The following is a 21,459-nucleotide window of genomic DNA, read 5'->3' as shown; positions in this document are numbered from 1 at the left end:
GGTGTCGGGGCAGGGCCCTGCCGGATCACGGGTCTGCTTCGGCAAACCGCTTCATTACGTCGATTTACTGGTTTGCTTCTGCGAACTGCTTCATCACTTCGACTTACTGATTTGCTTCTGCGAACTGCTTCATCACCTCGGCGTGCTTGATCATACCGTCGGCACGCAGACCAAGGTTCTTCACGAACTCCGCCTTCTTGGCCGGATCTTCAATCTTGTCGTAGCGCTGTTGCAGATGGGCCTGGATCTGTTCCGGGGTCATGTTCTTCATGCGGGCCATCTTGTCGTGGCGGCCGCCATGATGCTTGCCGCCCATCATGCCGGTACCGTCCATGGGGCAACCGGTCGCCGTGGCCTGGGTCGGTTGCGCGGTGGAGACCGCCTCGCTGGCGGCATAGGCGCCCAGCGGCAGGCCGAGGATCAGGGTGGCGGTCAGCAGGGTCTTGGTCAGCTTTTTCATGGGTAACTCCTGTCGGATGTGTACGGGTAGAGGCTCTTTCGCCTTGGTATCCAGTAAACACCGTGGAAGTGTCTGAAATTTGCCAGTAGAAGCCTATTTTGTAGCAGAGTGTGGCACAGGGGCGTGCTGGCACACTTTGACACAACCCGCCCGGTTGATTTTCGTATAATCGCCCCAGCCCGATAACGGAGAGATGATGATGAACCAAGGCAGCCCTCATATTCTGGTGGTCGATGACCACAGCGAGATCCGCGATCTGCTCAAGCGCTTTCTGGAGCAGCATGGCATGCGCGTCAGTTGCGCCCGCGATGGCAAGGAGATGAAGCGGCTGCTGGATGAGCGGGAGTTCGACCTGCTGGTGCTGGATCTGATGATGCCGGGGGAGGATGGCCTCACCCTGTGCCGCGAGCTCAGGGTCAAATCCCGCCTGCCGATCATCATGCTGACCGCCATGGGGGAGGAGACAGACCGCATCATCGGCCTGGAGATGGGGGCGGACGACTACCTCTCCAAGCCGTTCAACCCGCGGGAGCTGCTGGCCCGCATCAAGGCGGTGATGCGCCGTACCCAGGCGGAGAGCCTGCCCGTGCCGGAGACCCTGACCCGGGATCTGCGCTTCGATCGCTGGCTGCTCGACGTCAATCGCCGCGAGCTGGTGGACGAGGAGGGGGTGGGGATGAGCCTCTCCACCGCCGAGTTCGATCTGCTCAAGGTGTTTCTGGAGCGGCCCCAGCGGGTACTGAGCCGGGATCAGTTGCTGGATCTGGCCCGTGGCCGGGAGGCGGTGGCCTTCGATCGCGCCATCGATACCCTGGTGAGCCGGCTGCGGCGCAAGCTGGAGCGGGATCCCAAGAATCCCGAGCTCATCAAGACCATCTGGGGTGGCGGTTACCTGTTCGCCGCCGACGTGACCCAGGAGTGAGGCCGACATGATCAAGCGCGTCTTCGCCAGGCTGCTGCCCAAGGGGTTGACCGGCCAGATAGTGCTGGTGGCCCTGGCGGGGCTGGTGCTGATCCAGCTGCTCAGTATCCAGATCTACCGTTCGGACAGGGAGGAGGCCCTCGGTTACGTCAACAGCCGCAACGCCATGCAGCGGATCATCTCCGTGGTGCGCCTGCTCTCCCTCTCCCCTCCTTCCCTCTATCATGAGATCCTCAAGGCGAGCCGCAGCGAGACCCTGCTGCTGCGTCTGGCCGACGAGCCGTTGCAGCCGGACAACCGCAGCCCCCGCTTCGAGAAGCTGGTGCGGGCCAAGCTCGGCTATCCATCCTCCCTGGCGGTGGAGATCAGCGCCGAACTGAAGCAGGACATCCAGCGCAGCCGGGCCTGGCAGCACCACAACCGCATGATGAAGGATCGCAACGGCATGCCGCCGCCCCAGGACATGCGGCTCTACGGCTCCATCGAACTGCCCAACGGCGGCTGGCTCCAGTTCAGCTCCCTGGTGGACAAGGAGACGGCGAGCTGGTCCTGGCAGACCACCCTCAACCTGCTGCTGGTGGCGAGCCTGGTGATCGGCCTGATGATCTGGCTGTTCCGCCGGGCGACCCGTCCCCTCAAGCAGCTGGCGGCCAACGCCGACAGGCTGGGGCGTGGTGAGGACATCGAGCCCCTGCGCGAGGAGGGGCCCACCGAGATCCGCGAGTCCATCCAGGCCTTCAACCGGATGCACACCCGGCTCGATCGCTTCGTGCAGGACAGAACCCGGATGCTGGCCGCCATCTCCCACGACCTGCGCACCCCCATCACCAGCCTGCGGCTGCGCAGCGAGTTTCTGGCGGACGGGGAAGACAAGGATCGCTTCCAGCAGACCCTGCAGCAGATGGAGCAGATGCTGGCGGCGACCCTGAGCTTTGCCCGGGAGGAGGGGCAGCAGGAGGCGACCCGGGAGCTGGATCTGGTCAGCCTGCTGGAGAGCCTGTGTGACGACTATGCCGACATGGGCCAGCCCGTCACCTGCCTGGCCGAGGGCAAGCAGGTTTACGCCTGCCGGGCCAACACTCTGCGCCGGGTACTGCAAAACCTCATCGGCAACGCCATCAAGTACGCAGGGGGGGCCGAGGTCTCGCTAGTGCGTGGTGACGGCGAGTTGCTGATCCTGGTTCGCGATCAGGGACCGGGGATTGCGGAGAGCCAGCTGGAGGAGGTGTTCAAGCCCTTCGTGCGCCTGGATGAAGCCCGCAACACCGAGTCTGGCAGCGTGGGACTGGGGCTCGCCATCGCCCGCACCCTGGTGCACCAGCACGGCGGTGAGCTCAGCCTTCACAATCGCGAGGAGGGGGGGCTGGAGGCGCGGATCAGCCTGCCCCTGTAAGGAACCTGACCAGGAAATGGGGCACCACCAGGGTGCCCTTTTTGCTGCCCGTGGCGAGAGGGAAGCAGGGCAACACGCCGGTCACCCGGAAACGGGCAACAAAAAACCCGCCGAAGCGGGTTTTTTCAATTCTTGCTGAGGCCCTTGCCCAAAGAGGGGAAGGTGCTCCGGCTTGAATTACTGCGGAACGACGTTCGCAGCAGCCGGGCCTTTCTGGCCTTGCTCGATGGTGAACTCAACGCGCTGACCTTCTTCCAGGGTTTTGAAACCGTTGGACTGGATGGCGGAGAAGTGAACGAACACGTCTTTGCTGCCGTCAGCCGGGGAGATGAAACCGAAGCCTTTCTCGGCGTTGAAGAATTTTACGGTACCAGTCATTTTGGACATGATAATTTCCTTGAGTAGTGATTAGTGAAACGCCACCGGAGCGGCAATCCATGATTTTTCGTCAGAAATACGTATGGGGAGCACTAAAGAAGGAGAATTATCTGGCAAGAATTATCGGGGATAACTGCCTGCACAAATCACTGCTTTAAGATGACTGCCTAACATAATCAGGTCTGAACTACCGAACCATCGAAAACGATTAGAACACGCACACCCTGTCATGGCAATCTTTATCTTGGTATTCGTTTCAGTCAGTGATGGCTGGATAGGCGTTTTATCCGGGTGTGCATCAGCTGCCAGGCGCCTCCTGCTGCCCTTTTCAGGGGCATGACATGACGCTCTGCCAGCCCCCTTTTTTGCAGCAGCGTCATCTGCGAGCATTCATGCTGCCGTTACCGTCTGCCACGGTATTTGTTGCTGACGGAATCGGACCAGCTGAAGGTGTCGGGCAGCACTTGGGCGTTGGCTCGCTCCTTGGCTTTTTCCCGCGCCAGTGCGGAAGCCGCCTTGGCGGCCTGGGCGCGATCGGCGGCGATCTTCTGGCGTCCTGCCTCGCGGATCTTGTTGCGCTCCCCGTTGGTCAGGGTGTGATCGGCATTGGCCTGGGCCTTTTGCACCAGCAGGGCAATCTCGGCTTTCTCGGCCTCGGTCAGATCCTTCATTTCCAGCTTCTTCATGACGCGCTCCTGCGATCGTTGAATGCCCACCCTAACACACATCCATCGGAGACAGGCTGACCATCCGTTCCCGGATGCCAAAAGTGTCGCCCGGTTGTCATTTCCCGGGGGAGCACGCCGCGGGGCGCCTGGCAGACAGGCGTTGCCGGGAGGCTGGATCCCGGCGGAAGATTGGGAGTATGCTGAGGCCAGTGCGATCCCCGATCGTCACTGTTGGCGTACTGAAATCCACGATTCGGCTGACATGCTGGAACACCCGTTCCAACTGTCCAGGTAACCTTTTTGGAGTCTGATGATGAGCAACAAAGAACAGCATCACGGCAAAGATGCCAAGAAAAAACCGCAGATGTCACTGAAAGAGAAACGCGAAGCCAAACGTCAGAAAGCAGAGCTGAAAAACGGCAGCGCGATGAAGTAACGCTCCATCCACTGCGGCTCCCCGGAGCCGGTATCAAGCCAGTCCATCATGGGCTGGCTTTTTTGTCTCCGGCAGTAGAGGTGGTGCCATAGGCGGCAAAAATTCGCTCATAGCGCCCGTCCGCCTTCATCTTGGCGAGCTGTCTGTCGAACCATTGCCGGTGGCCCGCCTCGCGAAAGGCGAAGTGGTAGTGAGTCGGGGGGAAGAGGTCGTGCTGTCTGACCTTGTCCTTGGGATAGCGGTCGCCCTCCTGGTCATCCCCGAGCAACTGAGCCAGATAGTAGTAGAACACCCGCTGTTCCAGGATCACGGCATCGGTGCGCCCGAGCAGGAGCCGCTGTACCTGTCCCTCCTGCCTCGCCACCTCTTCATAACGGGGATTCTGGTCGACGATGTCGGAGAAGGTCGTTCCCAGAATCTGCCGTGCACGCTGGAAGGCACTGACTCGCAGGGTCTGCAAATCCTTCATGGTGTGGACTGCCGTCGGCGCCAGGGTAAAGACACGGTTGTGGAAGGTGATCACCGGCTGTGAGAGGTAGGCGCTTTCCAGCATGCCGGGTTTGACGTTGATGATGGCGTCCAGCTTGCCTTCCTCCAGCATCCTGAAGGTGCGCTCCAGGGGAAGATAGACGACCTGCAGCTCATGGGGGCTGCCTGCGAAGGCCTCTCGCATGAGATCGAGTTCGATGCCCCTGTCTTCGTGGCTGATGACATAGGGAGGAATGGCAAAGCTGACTCCCACCCGCAGCGGCTCCGCGGCAAGGTGGCCGCCGAACATCAGCAGGGCGAGGCACAGCAGACGGCTCAAGTAGTTCATGCAGGTTCCCGAAGGGAGAAATCGTCTCGATGATAGCCACAAGCCTGGACGAAGGGGACGTAAAGCGCGGGAAAGTGGCAGCAACATGGTCGTCGGGGGAGGTGAATGCGTCAGAAACAGGTAAAAAAAGGCCCTGATAAATCAGGGCCTGCCGCAGGGGATCAGAACGGAATATCGTCGTCGAAATCCATCGGCGGTTCGTTGTAGACCGGCGGGGCGGATTGCGGCTGCTGGGCCGGACGGCCGTAACCGCCTTGCGGTTGCATGTTCTGCTGCGGGGCAGCAGGACGTTGCATGTTCTGTTGCGGTGCAGCCTGTTGCGGCTGGCCCCAGTTGCCCTGGGATGACTGGCCGCCCATGCCCTGGCCACCGCCCTGCGGACGGCCACCCAGCATCTGCATCACACCGGTGAAGCTGTCGACCAGCACCTCGGTGGTGTAGCGCTCCTGGCCGCTCTGATCCTGCCATTTGCGGGTCTGGAGCTTGCCTTCCACATAGACCTGGGAGCCCTTCTTCAGGTACTCGCCGGCCACTTCGGCCAGCTTGCCCATGAAGACGACACGGTGCCATTCGGTGCGCTCTTTCTGCTCACCGGTCTGCTTGTCGCGCCAGGTATCGGAGGTGGCCAGGGTGATGTTAGTCACGGCACCGCCGCTCGGCATGTAGCGCACTTCCGGGTCTTGCCCCAGGTTACCGATCAGAATGACTTTGTTGATGCCTCGACTGGCCATAATCTATCTTCCACCCTTATGTATACCGGCCAGGCCAGATGCCTGGGCCCATTCAATAATGCGTTTGTTTGCAACGAGATGTGCGCCCTGGCTGGGTGTCATCTCTCTTCAGTGTCCTGGCTGCGCCGGAGCTTGCCGGCAGAGGCGTCATGGATCGGCCGCAGCGTTTGGCCGCCATAGTACCAGTTGGCGGGCATGAGCGCACATCTTCCCTGCCACTGTGGCGTCAATGGATCGCCACAGCCTGAGTAACTTACCCGAGGTAAGGTGTCACCAGCAAGGGGAGGCGGCTGGGGCAGGCTGCGTGAAGAGGGCGGAGCTGTTATGGTGCGCACCGGCACTACTTGACCCCCCAAATGGGGGGGGCGTGCTAGCCAATTGTATTGGCTGGAAAATTGCTGGGCTTCAAAGGAGCCACCGATGCGTCTAATACTTTTTTAATGCTGCAGCCAGGAGGGGGATTGGTACTCTTCCTTGCCAAAAAGCCCCGACTCGAATGTGCAAGGAAGTTCTCTTGATGACGCCCGACTCCCTCCTGGTGCTGATCACCGAAAATAACGCACAAGCCTCCCGTTTCCAGCGTCACCTCAGTGAAGAGCTTGGTCTGCCCATCTTGCTGGTGGGGGAGCTGAATGACCTGCCAGACGTTGCAGAGGGCGCCCCCAAAACCTTGCTGCTGATCGATCTGGACTACCTCAAGTCGACCCAGCAGGAGCTTTGGAGCAATGCCATCTGCCAGCGCTTTGGCGAGGCCAGTGCCGTGTTGCTCAATGCCCCGACCAGCACCAACAAAGAGCTGCTGCTGATGTGGCCCCATACCAGCGGGCTCTTCTTTCGTCAGGACACGCTGGACAGGCTGGTCTTCGGCATCCGCAAGGTGTTGCAGGGGGAGTACTGGATCCCGCGCCACCTGCTGTGCGACCTGGTGGACTACTACCGCAAGGGGAGCGGGCAACCTCAGCGTCAGCAGACGCTGCTGACCGCCCGCGAGCAGGAGATCGTGCGTCACCTGATGACGGGGGCCTCCAACACCGAGATCGCCGACAGCCTGTTCGTGAGTGAACACACCGTCAAATCCCATCTCTACAACGTCTTCAAGAAGCTGAACGTCAAGAACCGGTTGCAGGCGGTGAGCTGGGCCAAGGAGTATCTCTGAGGAAGGGGGCACGGAAGGAAAGACTGTCTATTCATCCAGTAGTCTCTATGCCATACTGGCCCGCTCTGGTTCCCGTATCGAGCGCGCAACAAGATGGAAAAAATCGTGATCCGGGGTGCCCGCACCCACAACCTCAAGAACATCAACCTGATCCTGCCACGTGACAAGCTGATCGTGGTCACCGGCCTCTCCGGTTCGGGCAAATCCTCCCTGGCGTTCGATACCCTCTATGCCGAGGGGCAGCGCCGCTATGTGGAATCGCTCTCCGCCTATGCCCGCCAGTTCCTCTCCCTGATGGAGAAGCCGGACGTGGACCACATCGAGGGGCTGTCGCCTGCCATCTCCATCGAGCAGAAGTCCACCTCCCACAACCCGCGCTCGACCGTCGGCACCATCACCGAGATTTACGACTACCTGCGGCTGCTGTTCGCCCGGGTCGGCGAGCCACGCTGCCCGACCCACGCCATTCCGCTCGCGGCCCAGACCATCAGCCAGATGGTGGATCAGGTGCTGGCCCAGCCCGAAGGCGCCAAGCTGATGCTGCTGGCCCCCGTGGTGCGCAACCGCAAGGGGGAGCACACCAAGCTGCTGGAGAACCTGGCGGCCCAGGGTTACATCCGCGCCCGCATCGACGGCGAGGTGTGCGATCTGTCGGATCCTCCCGCCCTGGAGCTGCACAAGAAGCACACCATCGAGGTGGTGGTGGACAGATTCAAGGTGCGCGATGACCTGGCCCTGCGCCTGGCCGAATCGTTCGAAACGGCGCTGACTCTCTCCGGCGGCATCGTGCTGGTGGTGCCGATGGACGGGGAGGATGGGGTTGCCCCCATGACCTTCTCCGCCAACTTCGCCTGCCCCGAGTGCGGTTACTCCATGTCGGAGCTGGAGCCCCGGATCTTCTCCTTCAACAACCCGGCGGGGGCCTGCCCCACCTGTGACGGTCTCGGGGTGCAGCAGTATTTCGATCCCGCCAAGCTCATCCATGATCCGGGCCAGAGCCTGGCCGGCGGCGCCATCCGTGGTTGGGACAAACGCAGCTTCTACTACTTCCAGATGCTCAAATCCCTGGCCGATCACTACAAGTTCGACCTGGAGACCCCCTGGGAGGATCTGCCGCTCAAGACCCAGGAGGTGATCCTGCGTGGTTCCGGGCGCACCGAGATCGAGTTCCGCTACATGAATGACCGCGGCGACGTGGTGGTGCGCAAGCACCCGTTCGAGGGGATCCTGCACAACATGGAGCGCCGCTACCGGGAGACCGAATCCAACGCGGTGCGGGAAGAGCTGGCCAAATACATCGCCAACAAGTCCTGTACCAGTTGCGGTGGCAGCCGACTGCGGGAAGAAGCCCGCCACGTCTTCGTGGACAATCGCAACCTGCCCGCCATCGCCGAGCAGTCCATCGGCGATGCCCTGGCCTTCTTCGAAGGGTTGAACCTGTCCGGTCAGCGTGCCCAGATAGCGGACAAGATCCTCAAGGAGATCGTCGAGCGGCTCGGCTTCCTGGTGAACGTCGGCCTCAACTATCTGAGCCTGTCGCGCAGCGCCGAGACCCTCTCCGGTGGCGAGGCGCAGCGGATCCGGCTGGCCAGCCAGATCGGGGCTGGCCTGGTGGGGGTCATGTACGTGCTGGACGAGCCTTCCATCGGCCTGCATCAGCGGGACAACGAGCGGCTGCTCAAGACCCTGACTCACCTGCGTGATCTCGGCAACACCGTGATCGTGGTGGAGCACGATGAGGATGCCATTCGCCTCGCCGACCATGTGCTCGACATCGGCCCGGGGGCTGGCGTGCACGGCGGTGCCATTGTCGCCCAGGGGACGCCGGAGGAGATCATCGCGAACCCCGAGTCCCTGACCGGTGCCTACCTCTCCGGGCGCAAGCAGATCGCCATCCCGGCCGAGCGCACCCCGCTCACCGGCAAGTGGCTGAAATTGAAAGGGGCGAGCGGCAACAACCTGCGCAACGTCAACCTGGATCTGCCCATCGGAGTGATGACCTGCGTCACCGGCGTCTCCGGTTCCGGCAAGTCGACCCTGATCAACGACACCCTGTTCCGCATCGCCCACCGCGAGCTGAACAAGGCCACCGAGTCCACGCCTGCGCCCTATCGCAGCGTCGAGGGGCTGGAGCATCTGGACAAGGTGGTGGATATCGACCAGAGCCCCATCGGCCGCACCCCGCGCTCCAACCCGGCCACCTACACCGGCCTGTTCACCCCGATCCGCGAGCTGCTCTCCGGCACCCAGGAGGCGCGTTCCCGTGGCTACCAGCCGGGCCGCTTCTCCTTCAACGTGAAGGGGGGACGCTGCGAGGCGTGCCAGGGGGACGGGGTCATCAAGGTGGAGATGCACTTCCTGCCGGACGTTTACGTGCCGTGCGACGTCTGCAAGGGCAAGCGCTACAACCGCGAGACCCTGGAGGTGAAGTACAAGGGCAAGAACATCCACGAAATCCTCGAGATGACGGTGGAAGATGCCCGTGCCTTCTTCGATCCGGTGCCGGCGGTGGCGCGCAAGCTGCAGACCCTGATGGACGTGGGCCTCTCCTACATCCGGCTCGGTCAGTCCGCTACCACGCTCTCTGGCGGCGAGGCGCAGCGGGTCAAGCTGGCGCGGGAGCTCTCCAAGCGGGACACCGGCCAGACCCTCTACATCCTGGACGAACCGACCACGGGGCTGCACTTCCACGATATCCAGCAGTTGCTCAAGGTACTGCACCAACTGCGGGATCGGGGCAACACCATCGTCATCATCGAGCACAACCTGGACGTCATCAAAACCGCGGACTGGATCGTTGATCTGGGCCCGGAAGGGGGCGCTGGTGGTGGCCGTATTCTGGTGACGGGTACGCCTGAGGAGATGAGCCGTTGCAAGGAGTCCCACACGGCGCGCTTCCTCGCTCCTCTACTGGAGAAATAAGCGTCACTCGAGAAAAAGGGGCCAAGGCCCCTTTTTTGTTGGCCGGTGGGCGAGGTGCGCCGGTCTGGCGCCCGGCCAGGGATGAGAGGGAGAAAAGAGGGACTCGTCCGGCAGACTCAGTGTGTCAGCATCAGGAAGGCGAGGGCGAACAGGAAACCCAGCAGAATGAAGAGGAAGGAACCTATCCCCCAGATGGCGGCAAGAATGCCGAGAATTTTGTCTTTGCGTGTCTGTGGTTTCATAAAATTCAAATTACAGCGTGGTTACATCGCATTAATAAAATACGCCCCGGGGCATAATTAAACAACAATTGAAAGGTGATATGAAGGTGCTTAAGGTGTATTTAATTGGTATTTTACATTTCATGCTGATGCGGTAATTTAAGGCATCATCATGTATTTGAATGACTTTTTATTTTCATCTGCTGTTTGATTGTCCAATCAAAGCTGCCGTGTACATCTATCTATTTCTTGATAACTATTGAGCTAAATCAATAACCGGCCATTCACATCCTTTTATAGTTTTCGGGCTTGCAACATAGAAAGAAAACAAAAAAGGAATAATGTGATGAAAAAGATCCTTCCTCTGTTAATCGCAGCCGCTTTTGCTTCCCCCGTCGCCATGGCACATCAGGCCGGTGACATCCTGGTCCGTGGTGGCCTGGCGTTCGTCTCTCCCCAGACCAGCAGTGACAACGTGCTGGGGACGGGCGAGCTGGAGATCGACAGCAACATGCAGCTTGGCCTGACCCTCTCCTACATGTTGACGGACAACTGGGGTGTCGAGCTGCTGGCCGCGACCCCCTTCTCCCACTCGGTGTCGACTGCCGGCCTGGGTGAGGTCGCCAAGGTCAAACACCTGCCGCCGACCCTGATGGCGCAGTACTACTTCGGTGATGCCAACAGCAAGGTGCGCCCCTATGTGGGGGCCGGTATCAACTACACCACCTTCTTCGACGAGGAAGGGCGCGGTGCCCTGGCCGGGACGGATGTGAGCGTGGACTCCTCCTGGGGGATGGCGGGTCAGGTGGGCCTGGACATGGCGATCAATGACCGCTGGTTCGTCAACGCCTCCGCCTGGCTCATCGACATCGATACCGATGTGCATACCGCCGTGGGCACCATCAACACCTCCATCGATCCGGTGGCCTTCATGTTCGGCGTCGGCTACCGCTTCTGATGACAAACGTGGCCGGTGCTCGGCCATGACAACCAAGCATGTCTCTTTGGCCCGGCTCTGTTCGGGCCCTTTTCTGCCTGCCATGTCACGCCAACTGTGATCTGGCCCGCCATCGCGTCACGAACCGCTATTCCATTGCACCCCGCTGCCGATAACCTCGGCATTCACCCCTTTCCCCAACGAGTGAGGATGCCTCCATGGGTTTATCTATTGTGCAGCGGATCATCGCCGGCTTCGTGCTGATGCTGTTGTTGCTGGTTCTGCTCGGCTTCATCAGTATTCTGAAGATCCGGGGGATCAACGAGGGGCTCTCCCAGGTTTCTGATCGTGCCACCCCCCTGGTGATCGCGGTCGCCGGGCTCAAGGGCGCACTGCAGGACAGCAACCGCTGGGTGCTCACCTACAGAACCAGCGAGGAGGCGGCCCAGTTGCCGCAACTGGCCAGCCAGTTCAAGGCGCAGCAGGAGCGTTTCCTGGCCCAGAGCAAGGAGATGGCCCGGTTTGACGGGGTGGCGGAGGCGAGCGAGCGGTTCCGCCAGGTCGACGGGGCGACCCGCGAGTTCTACGGGTTGGCGGATCAGGTGCTGACCCAGCACGGCCAGTGGGTGGCCGCACTCGATCGGCGCCATGAACTGGAGCTGGCGTTCATCCGGCTGGAAGATACCTACCAGTGGGCCGCCGACCTGTTGTTGCAGCAGACCGCGAGCAAACGCTCCATGCGCAACAAGGCCGAACTCATCACCTCCGGCATTGCCCGGGATCTGAAAAACATCCGCCGGGCCGATGCCAAGACCGATCTCAATGAATTGGAGAAGGTGCTCGGCAAGGATATCGAGATGGCACGCAAACGGCTCGAACGGGTGCAGGTGCCCGATGACGTGAGGCAGCGTTTCATCGTCAACCTCGATCGGATGCAGGAGCTGGCCCTCGGCCCGAAAGGGTTGCTGGCGACCATGCGCAATGGCCAGCAACTGGCGGCCTCGCTGCAGTCCCTGAACCAGCAACTCGACACCAGTCTGGTCAACAGCCTGGCGCTGCTGGACGAGATGGCCAAATCGGCGGGCAGCATTGCCAGCGCGAGCCGGGTCGGGGCGGATGACGCCGTCAGCAGCGCCAGCGCCTGGATCCTGATCGTGTCTGCCATCTCCGCGGCCGCCGCGCTCCTCATCGGTTACACCACGGCCCGCAGCATCCAGCGTCCGCTGCAACTCATCGATCGGGAGCTGGATCGCATGGCTACGGGTGACATGACCCGGCGCATCGACTACCAGAGCCGCTGCGAGTTCGGCAGCCTGACCCGCTCCATCAATACCCTGGCAGACAAGACTGGCGAGCTGCTCGCCCAGATCAATGCCGGCTCGCGCCATCTGGTGGACGAGGCGAGCCGCGCCGCCGAGATAAGCGAGCGGGCCATGTCACGGGTGCAGGATCAGAAGAGCCAGACCGATCAGGTGGCTGCCGCCATCACCGAGCTGGAGGTGAGTGCCACCGAGGTGGCGCGTTCCACCGATGGCACCAAGCGCGAGGTGGACCTGGCGGACGAGGAGGCCCGCGCCGGACGCAAACAGGTGGCGACTACTCGCCAGATCACCGAACAACTGGCGGGTGCCATGGAAGAGGCGGTCGGCATCACCCACAAGCTGGGGGAATTCAGCGACAACATCGGCAGCATCCTCGACGTGATCCGCAGCATCGCCGAGCAGACCAACCTGCTGGCGCTGAACGCGGCCATCGAGGCGGCCCGCGCGGGGGACGCCGGTCGCGGCTTCGCGGTGGTGGCGGACGAGGTGCGGGCACTTGCGAACCGGACCCAGACCTCGACCGAGGAGATCCAGGCCATGATCGAGAACCTGCAAAGTTCCAGCAAGCACGTGGTGGCCGTGATGGCACGCAGCCAGGAGCAGACCCAGGATTGCGTGGCCCAGACCCGGGTGATGGACGAGGCGTTGCAATCCATTGCCGAGCGGATGAGTGCCATCAAGGCGATGGCGGATCAGGTGGCTCATGCCGCCCAGGAACAGATCTCCGTGAGTCAGGGGGTTGCCCGTCATGTCGCCGGCATTGCGGATGTGGCTTACGAGACCGAGCGGGAGGCGCGGGAATCGGCCAGCAGCAGTGAGGTGCTGGCGGATCTGGTCGCCAAGCAGCAGCAATTGATCGCCCATTTCAAGGTGTAGGAGGACTTATGGCTAACAAGTTGATCGGGGCCCTGAGTCTCCTGTTGTGTGGCCAGCTGATGGCCAGTGAGCTGGTGATAGAGAGCTGGCGCATTGATGACAAGGCCTTGTGGGAACAGAAGATCATTCCTGCTTTCGAGGCCGCCCACCCGGGTATTCAGGTGAAATTCAACGGGGTGCAGAACGTCGAGTACATGCCGACCCTCTGGGCCAGCCTCAAGGCGGGCAAGGCGGGGGATCTCATCACCTGCCGCCCGTTTGACGACTCCCTGGCCCTGTTCAAGGCGGGCCATCTGGTGGAGCTGAGCGAGATGGCGGGGATGGAGAACTTCCCGAGCTTTGCCCAATCCCCCTGGCAGACCGACAGTGGCGCCCAGACTTTCTGCGTACCCATGGCATCGGTGATTCACGGCTTCTTCTACAACAAGAAGATTTTCAGTGAGCTGGGGCTGACGGTTCCCCAGACCCGCGAGGCATTCTTCGCGGCCCTGGACAAGGTGAAGGCGGATGGTCGCTATGTTCCCCTCGCCGTGAGCGGCTCGGAGAGCTGGGTTGCCTCCGAGCTCGGTTTCCAGAACATAGGCCCCAACTACTGGAAGGGGGAGGATGGTCGATTGGCGCTGATCGGGGGCCAGGAGCGCTTCAACAACCCGCAATACGTCAAGGTGTTCGAGGAGCTGGCCCGCTGGCGTGACTACCTGGGGGAGGGGGGCGAGAGCCGCGACTACGCCACCACCAACGAGCTGTTCACCTCGGGTAAGGCTGCCTTCTATGCAGCGGGATCCTGGGAGATCGCCCCCTTCACCGGCAAGGTGGACTTCGGTGTCATGCGCCCGCCCGTGGCAAAGCAGGGGGATGGCTGTTTCTTCACCGATCACACCGACATCGGTATGGGGATGAATCCGGCCAGCAAGAACAAGGAGGCCGCCATGACCTTCCTGCAGTGGCTGACTACTCCCCAGTTTGCCGAGCTCTATACCAACTCGCTGCCCGGCTTCTTCTCGCTCTCCAACCACTTCTTTGAAGCCACCAATCCGGCGGCCAGAGAGATGATGGAGTGGCGGGATCAGTGCGATTCCACCATCCGGGTTGCCACCCAGATCCTCTCCCGCGGCACTCCCAAGCTCGGGGATGAACTGGCCGAGGTGAGCCAGCAGGTATTGCTGGGAACCGTGGCACCCAAGGCGGCGGCCGATCGCCTGGAACAGGGGTTGAAAGGGTGGTATGCCCCCCATCAGGGCAACCAGGGCAAGGGACAGGAGTGTCAGTGTGAGGCGAGCGTGCCTGCCGTCCCTGTGTCGGGTGCCATCGGGACCGAACCTGCTGCACCTGTGGTGCCGGATGGACAAGCGCCTTCCGGAGCAAGCGCGACCCAGCCTCCGTCAGTACCGGTGTCCGGAGCCGTCGCTCCAGCGCCTCCTGCCGAAGTGGAGGAGGCGCTCGCCAGCGAACTGGAGGGGGCACAGCCCTGATGGTTCACCATGAAGAACGGGAGGCCTTGGCCTCCCGTTTTGCATCTGCGTGATGACCTGTCATTCCCGTGGCCAGCGGCACAGGCTGCCGATACGGGCCACCGGCACGAAACCCAGAGTGCGATAGACCCGCTGGGCGTGATAGTGCTCGTCTGCCACTATGATGAGCGAACTGGCCCGTGCCAGTCCCTGGCGTGCGACCTGGCTCAGCAACAGACGACAGAGCCCCCGGTTTCGCCACTCTGCGTGCGTGCGCACCAGTTGAAAGCGTCCCAGGGTGCCGGTGAAGAAGAGTCCGCAGCTGGCAACCAGTTGATCCTGGTGCCATAACCCCCACCACTGTCCGAGCCCGTCATCGATCATGGCCTGATAGAGCTGGCGGCGTGACAAGAGATAGGGAAGATAGCGCTCCTCCGAATGGGCTGGATCCCGCTCTGCCAGCTCGAAGGCGAGCCACTGATCCCAGTCCGCCGCGGTGAACGGGCGAGCCGGGGCCATGTCGCTGCCGGTGGGGGCTTGCCACTCCATTGCACCCAGCGCCAGTACTACGCACTCCATGTATTGGTACCCCGCCGCCACGAACCCGGCGACCCGGCTGTTCTGGCCTGCGGCGAGGGGCCACTGGAAGGTGCGGTGGCGGATACGGGGATCCCAGCCAATCAGCCTGTCGAAACTGGCCTCGAGCCAGCCCTTGTCACGATCGCTTGGGGGGGTGGGCAGCAACAGGTAGTTGCCGAAGTAGTAGTCTGGAGAGCCCGGGGTGCGCACGGTCCAGAACGCATCATGATCCGTCACCTCGCCCTGATAGCGATCGAACAGCAGATCGGTGGCAAAACCGGGGTGATCTTCCATGATGGGGCTCCTGCAAACGCTTGAATTGCTTATCGGCAGGCGGGGAAAGAAGTTAAAAAAAGGCCGGGAAACCCGGCCAAACAATCACACGCAGATTCAGAACGTCCAGGACGATCCGCCCGCATCATAGCGTGCCTGACAGCATTTTGGGATGGGGTCGCTCATTACTTAGGTTGAATTGCAAAATAAAAAAATCGGCAATCCCCCTTGTCGCTGACAAATCGGTATTGACTTTGATCCGTTTTCTCATAAAGATAGAAAGACGTTTAGACGTCCAAACATCCGTTTTGGCGTGAAGGAATGGGTTGCAGGACAGGGAGAGAGCACATGGGATTTCACAGCGCGCGTCAGGTTGAGGCACTCAACCAGAGTTTGGCGGATCTGGGTGGCGACATATCGGTCAGTTTCGAGTTTTTCCCGCCCAACAGCGAAGGGATGGAGAACACCCTCTGGCAGTCCATCGAGCGCCTGCAGGTGCTGGAGCCCAAATTCGTCTCTGTGACCTATGGCGCCAATTCGGGCACCCGGGACCGCACTCACAAGGTGATCAAGGACATCAAGGAGCGTACCGGCCTCATCGCCGCCCCGCACCTGACCTGTATCGATGCCAGCCGTGACGAGTTGCGCACTATTGCCCGTGACTACTGGAACAGCGGCATTCGCCACATCGTGGCCCTGCGCGGAGACTTGCCTCCCGGCCTCGACAAGCCTGACATGTATGCCACCGACCTGGTCGCCTTGCTCAAATCCGAAGCCGATTTCGATATCTCGGTCGCCGCCTATCCGGAAGGCCACCCCGAGGCTCGCAGTGCGCAATCCGACCTGCTCAACCTCAAGCGCAAGATAGATGCCGGTGCCAACCGGGCCATTACCCAGTTCTTCTTCGATGTGGAGACCTATCTGCGTTTTCGGGATCGCTGCGCCGCCATCGGTATCGATGCGGAGATCGTGCCGGGGATACTGCCGGTCTCCAACTACCAGACCCTGGCCAAGTTTGCCGGTTTCACCAACGTGAAGATCCCGCGCTGGATGCACCAGCGTTTCGAAGGGCTGGAAAACGATCAGATGACGCGCAACATGGTGGGAGCCAGCATTGCTATCGACCAGGTGCGTGTGCTGAGTCAGGAAGGGGTGAAGGATTTCCACTTCTATACCCTGAACCGCTCAGAGCTGACCTACGCCATCTGTCACACACTGGGTGTGAGGCCGAAAGGTCAGGCCTGATCCGCGGCTCTGATACAGAAAAGCCAATGAGTCTTCTCATTGGCTTTTTGTTTTGAGCGACAGTCAGGGCCGGGTTGGCTGGATCTCCCTGGGCTCGAGATCGATGACTGCATTGCCGGCGGCACCGGGATACTGGTGATAGCTCTGGTCCTGCTCCAGGGTATAGAAGGTGTCGAGGTAGTCGTCGTTGTTGGTCATCCAGGAGTCCGGAAGTGCCTTGACGATACGACCGCCGAGGTCGAGGAAGGGCAGGGCCTCGGGTACGCCGCCCGCAGTGAAGCCGAGTTTGAGTGCGTCAATCAGGAGGGCACTCAGCTCCTTGTAATTGACGTTGTCATCCTGCTCCATCATGACCACGTCGACGGCTCCCCAGCGGTAGCGATCCCAATAGACCAGGATCTGGTTGGGGGTGTAGTCGGTGTTGTCGTAGTCGAGATAGGGCATGTCGACGATATCTACCACGGGCTCGTCCCTGCCAGGATTGACCCCGGCCACGACGGCATAGACCTCGGCGGCGCCCAGCAGCCAGGGCTCCTGATCATCGTTGAGCCTGATCTTCTTGAGAATGCTGGTCTTGAGGGGCGTGGCGTTGCTGGTGGCACGGGGCGTCACCTGCATGTCGGCGGCAGCCAGCGCCTTTCGCATCACCTTCAGGCCGGCATTCTTGGCTTTGACCGGATCGGCCTCCACCACCAGTACCGGCCGCGCCGGCGGCTGGTTCACATCGAGATAGATCGGGCTGCCGGCGCTGTCGAACGCCTCGATGGCGCTCCAGCTCTTTTCGTCACCACTTGGTATGTAGGCAACCAGTGGCTCAACCCCTTGTTGCAGTGCATCCGCCTGATCCGGATTGGCCAGCCGCAGTTGCATCAGCTCCCTGACCTCGCCATCCAGCCCTTGCCGACTGATGGCTGCCTGGTTGGCATCCCGAGCCTGGCGCTTCAGGCGCGGGCTGGCCTTCTGCAGCAGGTTGGGCAGCGGGCTCTGGTATTCCTGATTGTTCAGGAGTGGCAGCAGGTTCTTCTGCTGCAGCGCGAGCTGGCGTGCCAGCTCCCGATCGGTGTCGGCAGCCTGGGTCGTGGTGGCGCCCAGCAGTGCCAGTAACAAAATGACAGCCTGATTCCTCATCTTCGTTCTCCAGTATTGAGTCTGACAACGGCGCTTGTCGGGCAGGATCTGCGCCGTTTTGTCACTAGAAAGGAATAAGGTTCATATGTGAACGTTCTTCTCAGAATTATGTGCTGCGTCTCACTGGAGTCTCCCCAGATGGTCAGGTCAGGCGCGGAGCCGGTTGACTTGATGCAATGTCACTCCGATCAGCAATCCCCAGCAGGCAGACCCGACCCCGAGCAGGGTAATCCCCGAGGCAGTCACGAGGAAAGTCAGTAGCGCGGCTTCCCGCTCCTCGTCCTGCTGCAAGGCGCTGTGCAAGCTGCTGCCTATGGTGCCGAGCAGCGCCAGCCCGGCCACGCAGGTGACCAGCACCGCAGGGAATGCGCTGAACAGGGCAACCACGGTGGCACCGAAACAGCCTGTGAGCAGGTAGAAACATCCAGCCCACACGGCAGCAGGCCAGCGTCGAGTGACATCGTGATCCACTTCCTTGCCCATGCAGATGGCGGCTGTGATGGCGGCCAGGTTGAAGGCGTAACCGCCGAACGGGGCCAGCAGCAAGCCGGTCAGGCCGGTCCAGGTGATCAGGGAAGAGGTGGCGGGTTGATAGCCATGGGCACGCAGGATGGTGATGCCCGGCATGTTCTGCGACGTCATGGTGACGAGAAACAGTGGCAGCGCTATCCCCAGCACGGCATTGATGGAGAAGGAGGGCGAGATCCACACCGGGCTGGAGAGTTGCCAGTGAACCTCGTTGAGTTGCAGCTCGCCCCTCAGGGTGCAGAGCAGCATGCCGGCCGCCAGGACCAGCACCATGGTGTAGCGGGGCCAGAGGTGGCGACCCAGCAAGAAAGCCAGTAGCAAGGTGCCAAGCAGCAGAGGATCTTGCGGTGCCACCTTGAAGAGATCCAGCCCGAACCTGAGCAAGACTCCGGCCAGCATGGCGGCCGCCAGTGGGGCGGGAATGTGACGCATCAGCCTGTCGAACCAGCCGCTGATGCCGCAGAGGGTGATCAGCAGTGAAGAGATGATGAAGGCGCCGATGGCCTCCGCCAGACTGAAGTTCCCCAGGCTGGTGATGAGCAGGGCGGCACCCGGGGTAGACCAGGCCGTCAAGACAGGCACCCGGTAATAGAGGGAGAGGCCGATGCAGCTGACCCCCATGCCGATACCCAGTGTCCATAACCAGGAAGAGACCTGGGCTGCATCGGCACCGGCGGCCGTGGCAGCCTGGATGATCAAGACGACAGAACTCGTGTAACCCACCAATACGGCGATGAGTCCCGCGACCATGTGGGGGAGGGCTAGAGGCATGGGAAACTTCCTTGTGGATGCTGATAGCTTGTGCGCTATTGCGTACAATGTGGTTTGGACTATAACGCTGTGCGTTATGGCGCACAATATGGGTCGAAGTAATCGGAGAACAGATGCAGGAGATGAGTCGCTATCTGGCCCGGCGATTGAAAGGGCTGCGCACTGAAAGAGGATGGAGCCTGGATATGGCCGCCCGTGAAACGGGGGTGAGCAAGGCCATGCTGGGACAGATCGAGCGAGGTGAATCCAGTCCGACGGTGGCAACATTGTGGAAGATTGCCACCGGTTTTCGGGTCTCTTTCTCCAGTTTCATTGAGCCGACACCAGAGGCACAGGGAGAGACGGTATACCGTATTGCCGATGATATTCGACAGCAGCCGGCGGGAGAGGGGATGCAGGTTGCCCCGCTTTTCCCCTATGAGGCCCGCTTTGGTTTCGAGTTGTTCGAACTGACCCTGCTACCTGGCTACCAGCGGGAGTCAGAACCCCATGAACCCGGGGTGACCGAACATGTCATCGTCATCAGCGGTGTGATGGAGGTGCTGGTGGACGGGGCGTGGCGTTCCCTCGATCAGGGTGAGGCCGTCCGGTTTGCAGCGGATCGTCCCCATGGCTATCGCAATCTTGGGGTCGCTCCCGCCATCTTCCACAATCTGATCCACTATCCGGCCATGGCCACGCGATGACTAGCCGGGGCGGCCATCCGCTCTGGGACTGGTCAGTATGGGGGTATAGACCCAGACAAAGAGACCGTAGGCGGCAACCCAGCTCCATCCGCTGAGGTTCCATCCCGTGAGGGTGAGGTCTGGCCAAAAGAGGGGGAGCAAGACCCGCAACAGTGCGGACAGGATGACCAGTGCAAATGCCGCCGTGATCCTGCGTCCTATCTGCAGGGCTCTGCCACTGTGTCCGAGGGATACACGGGCTATCATCCCGAGGATCATGGCCCCCATGCTGCCCGCGCTGAACAGATGGCTGGCCAGTGACAAGGCAATCGGCCAGCCAGCCGTGCGTGCCGCCAGGGCGGTCAGCCCCAGTGGGATAAAGAGGTATGCCAGGTGAAGCGACCACAGCAGGGGCTGGGCCACCGTGGTTCCGGGTCGCCAGCGCAGCTGCCTGTAGAGGTGAGCCCCTGCCGCCACTATATATAGAGGGAACATCTGAATTCCGATGACCCACTGGGTCGGGAGTACTAACCAGAGCAGCAGGATGAGCCACAGAGACGCGAGGGCAATGCGCTCCAGCCACGGCAGTGGGAGTGCTTTTTCCGCCCCAGTGGCTCTGGCGGTGAAGAAGGGAATGACACGTCCTCCCATGACGGCAATCAGGGTCGTGAAGAGGAGCACGGTTGCAAGCAGGATATGTTCCACCAATGGCCATTCGGCATGCCACCGCCAGCAAGCGGTATTGAGCAGGGTCAACACGAGAAGCAGGGGAACAAAAAAGAGATTGCGCCACTGGCGCGTCACTATGATGGGTCTGGCGAGAAACCACGTACAGAGGGGCAACCAGGCCAGGTCCATGACCATCAGAGTGACATTGCTTTCCCCAAACCAGGGGAGAAGGCCTCTCGGGATGGCCCACAATCCCACGACCAGTGCCAGCGGCCAACCGCGTACACCTGGGTGAGCGGTCCAGTTCTGGACGGCGGTAAGCAGAAAACCCGCCACTATGGCGGCACCAAAGCCGAACAGCATTTCATGTGCATGCCACCAGATGGGGTTGGCAATCCCGGGCAGAGCGAACCAGCCGTTGAGTTGCCCCAGCCAGCCCAGCATCGCCAAAGCCGAGAACAAGGCGCCGAACAGGAAGAAAGGCCGAAACCCGAGGCGGAACAGAGGAACGATTCTCTCCTCTTTGCGGCTATCCAGGATCTGGTGCATGAATGAAACCTTAATTGAACATTTGAAAAGCCAATTATAAAGTGGCTTTTCAAATGTTCAATTTAAATCCAATGACAGCCCGAAATGGTGGTGATGCGAACGAAATAGAACCGCTTTGCTGTATATCTGAGCGAACGGTTCTTTTCGGTGAAAAAGCCCTTGTCATCACGGCGCGGCTCCCTATAATGCGCCCCTACCAGCACGGCGGACCACGCCAAACTGATGAGCTAGCCTCCTGATGAGGTGGGCGCCGAAAGAAAAGCGAAAACAACCGCTTGACTTTCGAAGTGGGGGGCGTAAGATGCGCCTCCTCAACGCGATAAGCGTGACGCTCTTTAACAATTTGAATCAAGCAATCTGTG

Annotated in this window: 20 protein-coding genes; 10 read left to right on the top strand and 10 right to left on the bottom strand. The window is 60.9% G+C overall.

The window, feature by feature from the left end:
- Positions 1–103: 103 nt before the first annotated feature.
- Positions 104–460, bottom strand: coding sequence for a hypothetical protein (locus BGO64_RS10105; RefSeq protein WP_010675900.1), 357 nt, complete (start codon positions 458–460; stop codon positions 104–106).
- A 199-nt stretch (positions 461–659) separates the two neighbouring features.
- On the opposite strand from BGO64_RS10105, the gene BGO64_RS10100 reads away from it, so the two are divergent.
- Complete coding sequence (locus BGO64_RS10100) at positions 660–1,382, top strand: response regulator (protein ID WP_010675899.1); 723 nt, start codon at positions 660–662, stop codon at positions 1,380–1,382.
- A gap of 7 nt (positions 1,383–1,389) precedes the next feature.
- On the top strand, positions 1,390–2,775 hold the full coding sequence (locus BGO64_RS10095; protein WP_052816044.1) for an ATP-binding protein: 1,386 nt from the start codon (positions 1,390–1,392) through the stop codon (positions 2,773–2,775).
- A 177-nt stretch (positions 2,776–2,952) separates the two neighbouring features.
- Here BGO64_RS10095 and cspE read toward each other — a convergent pair whose 3' ends face one another.
- The gene (gene cspE / locus BGO64_RS10090; RefSeq protein WP_010675897.1) at positions 2,953–3,162 is read right to left on the bottom strand and encodes a transcription antiterminator/RNA stability regulator CspE; all 210 of its coding nucleotides are present in this window, start codon (positions 3,160–3,162) and stop codon (positions 2,953–2,955) included.
- A gap of 392 nt (positions 3,163–3,554) precedes the next feature.
- Positions 3,555–3,839 carry a DUF3811 domain-containing protein gene (gene yjbD / locus BGO64_RS10085; protein WP_286700616.1) on the bottom strand — a complete coding sequence of 95 codons (285 nt, stop codon included), beginning with the start codon at positions 3,837–3,839 and terminating at the stop codon, positions 3,555–3,557.
- 295 nt (positions 3,840–4,134) lie between these two features.
- Here yjbD and BGO64_RS10080 point away from each other — a divergent pair, with 295 nt between their 5' ends.
- Positions 4,135–4,257 (top strand): hypothetical protein, encoded by a 123-nt coding sequence (locus BGO64_RS10080; protein WP_010675895.1) that lies wholly within the window; start codon positions 4,135–4,137, stop codon positions 4,255–4,257.
- Positions 4,258–4,303: 46 nt separating this feature from the next.
- Here the strand turns inward: BGO64_RS10080 and BGO64_RS10075 are convergent, their stop codons facing one another.
- Both BGO64_RS10075 and BGO64_RS10070 read right to left on the bottom strand, forming a co-directional pair.
- Positions 4,304–5,074: a substrate-binding periplasmic protein gene (locus BGO64_RS10075; protein ID WP_045522350.1), complete on the bottom strand. Its 771-nt coding sequence runs from the start codon at positions 5,072–5,074 to the stop codon at positions 4,304–4,306.
- A gap of 161 nt (positions 5,075–5,235) precedes the next feature.
- Complete coding sequence (locus BGO64_RS10070; RefSeq protein WP_010674212.1) at positions 5,236–5,805, bottom strand: single-stranded DNA-binding protein; 570 nt, start codon at positions 5,803–5,805, stop codon at positions 5,236–5,238.
- Positions 5,806–6,322: 517 nt separating this feature from the next.
- Between BGO64_RS10070 and BGO64_RS10065 the strand changes: the two genes are divergently transcribed.
- Both BGO64_RS10065 and uvrA read left to right on the top strand, forming a co-directional pair.
- Positions 6,323–6,961, top strand: coding sequence for a LuxR C-terminal-related transcriptional regulator (locus BGO64_RS10065; RefSeq protein ID WP_010674213.1), 639 nt, complete (start codon positions 6,323–6,325; stop codon positions 6,959–6,961).
- A 93-nt stretch (positions 6,962–7,054) separates the two neighbouring features.
- Positions 7,055–9,883 (top strand): excinuclease ABC subunit UvrA, encoded by a 2,829-nt coding sequence (uvrA, locus tag BGO64_RS10060; RefSeq protein WP_286700615.1) that lies wholly within the window; start codon positions 7,055–7,057, stop codon positions 9,881–9,883.
- A gap of 116 nt (positions 9,884–9,999) precedes the next feature.
- On the opposite strand, the gene BGO64_RS10055 is transcribed toward uvrA, so the two are convergent.
- Positions 10,000–10,125 carry a hypothetical protein gene (locus BGO64_RS10055; RefSeq protein ID WP_010674215.1) on the bottom strand — a complete coding sequence of 42 codons (126 nt, stop codon included), beginning with the start codon at positions 10,123–10,125 and terminating at the stop codon, positions 10,000–10,002.
- A gap of 325 nt (positions 10,126–10,450) precedes the next feature.
- Here BGO64_RS10055 and BGO64_RS10050 point away from each other — a divergent pair, with 325 nt between their 5' ends.
- The 3 genes from BGO64_RS10050 to BGO64_RS10040 all read left to right on the top strand — a co-directional run bounded on the left by BGO64_RS10050 (position 10,451) and on the right by BGO64_RS10040 (position 14,711).
- On the top strand, positions 10,451–11,062 hold the full coding sequence (locus BGO64_RS10050) for an OmpW family outer membrane protein (RefSeq protein WP_010674216.1): 612 nt from the start codon (positions 10,451–10,453) through the stop codon (positions 11,060–11,062).
- A gap of 197 nt (positions 11,063–11,259) precedes the next feature.
- A complete protein-coding gene (locus BGO64_RS10045) occupies positions 11,260–13,239 on the top strand; it encodes a methyl-accepting chemotaxis protein (RefSeq protein WP_039040116.1) in 1,980 nt (659 codons plus the stop codon).
- An 8-nt stretch (positions 13,240–13,247) separates the two neighbouring features.
- Entirely contained in the window at positions 13,248–14,711 is a 1,464-nt protein-coding gene (locus tag BGO64_RS10040) for an extracellular solute-binding protein (protein ID WP_201889071.1), read from the top strand.
- A 60-nt stretch (positions 14,712–14,771) separates the two neighbouring features.
- Here BGO64_RS10040 and BGO64_RS10035 read toward each other — a convergent pair whose 3' ends face one another.
- A complete protein-coding gene (locus BGO64_RS10035) occupies positions 14,772–15,563 on the bottom strand; it encodes a GNAT family N-acetyltransferase (RefSeq protein WP_069651523.1) in 792 nt (263 codons plus the stop codon).
- A 327-nt stretch (positions 15,564–15,890) separates the two neighbouring features.
- Between BGO64_RS10035 and metF the strand changes: the two genes are divergently transcribed.
- Positions 15,891–16,787, top strand: coding sequence for a methylenetetrahydrofolate reductase (gene metF / locus BGO64_RS10030; protein WP_010674220.1), 897 nt, complete (start codon positions 15,891–15,893; stop codon positions 16,785–16,787).
- A 63-nt stretch (positions 16,788–16,850) separates the two neighbouring features.
- Here metF and BGO64_RS10025 read toward each other — a convergent pair whose 3' ends face one another.
- Positions 16,851–17,915 carry a DUF3103 family protein gene (locus BGO64_RS10025; RefSeq protein WP_103261667.1) on the bottom strand — a complete coding sequence of 355 codons (1,065 nt, stop codon included), beginning with the start codon at positions 17,913–17,915 and terminating at the stop codon, positions 16,851–16,853.
- Between the two features lie 147 nt (positions 17,916–18,062).
- Complete coding sequence (locus tag BGO64_RS10020) at positions 18,063–19,214, bottom strand: benzoate/H(+) symporter BenE family transporter (RefSeq protein WP_286700614.1); 1,152 nt, start codon at positions 19,212–19,214, stop codon at positions 18,063–18,065.
- A gap of 113 nt (positions 19,215–19,327) precedes the next feature.
- On the opposite strand from BGO64_RS10020, the gene BGO64_RS10015 reads away from it, so the two are divergent.
- Positions 19,328–19,900 carry a helix-turn-helix domain-containing protein gene (locus BGO64_RS10015; RefSeq protein WP_286700613.1) on the top strand — a complete coding sequence of 191 codons (573 nt, stop codon included), beginning with the start codon at positions 19,328–19,330 and terminating at the stop codon, positions 19,898–19,900.
- Here the strand turns inward: BGO64_RS10015 and BGO64_RS10010 are convergent, their stop codons facing one another.
- A complete protein-coding gene (locus tag BGO64_RS10010; RefSeq protein ID WP_286700612.1) occupies positions 19,901–21,097 on the bottom strand; it encodes an NnrS family protein in 1,197 nt (398 codons plus the stop codon).
- Positions 21,098–21,459: the final 362 nt, after the last annotated feature.

Origin of the sequence: Aeromonas sp. 62-46 (genome assembly GCF_001898585.1) — a bacterium.
GTDB lineage: Bacteria > Pseudomonadota > Gammaproteobacteria > Enterobacterales > Aeromonadaceae > Aeromonas > Aeromonas caviae.
The sequence above is the reverse complement of the archived record's forward strand: the minus strand, read 5'-3'. Positions and strand labels throughout refer to the sequence as shown.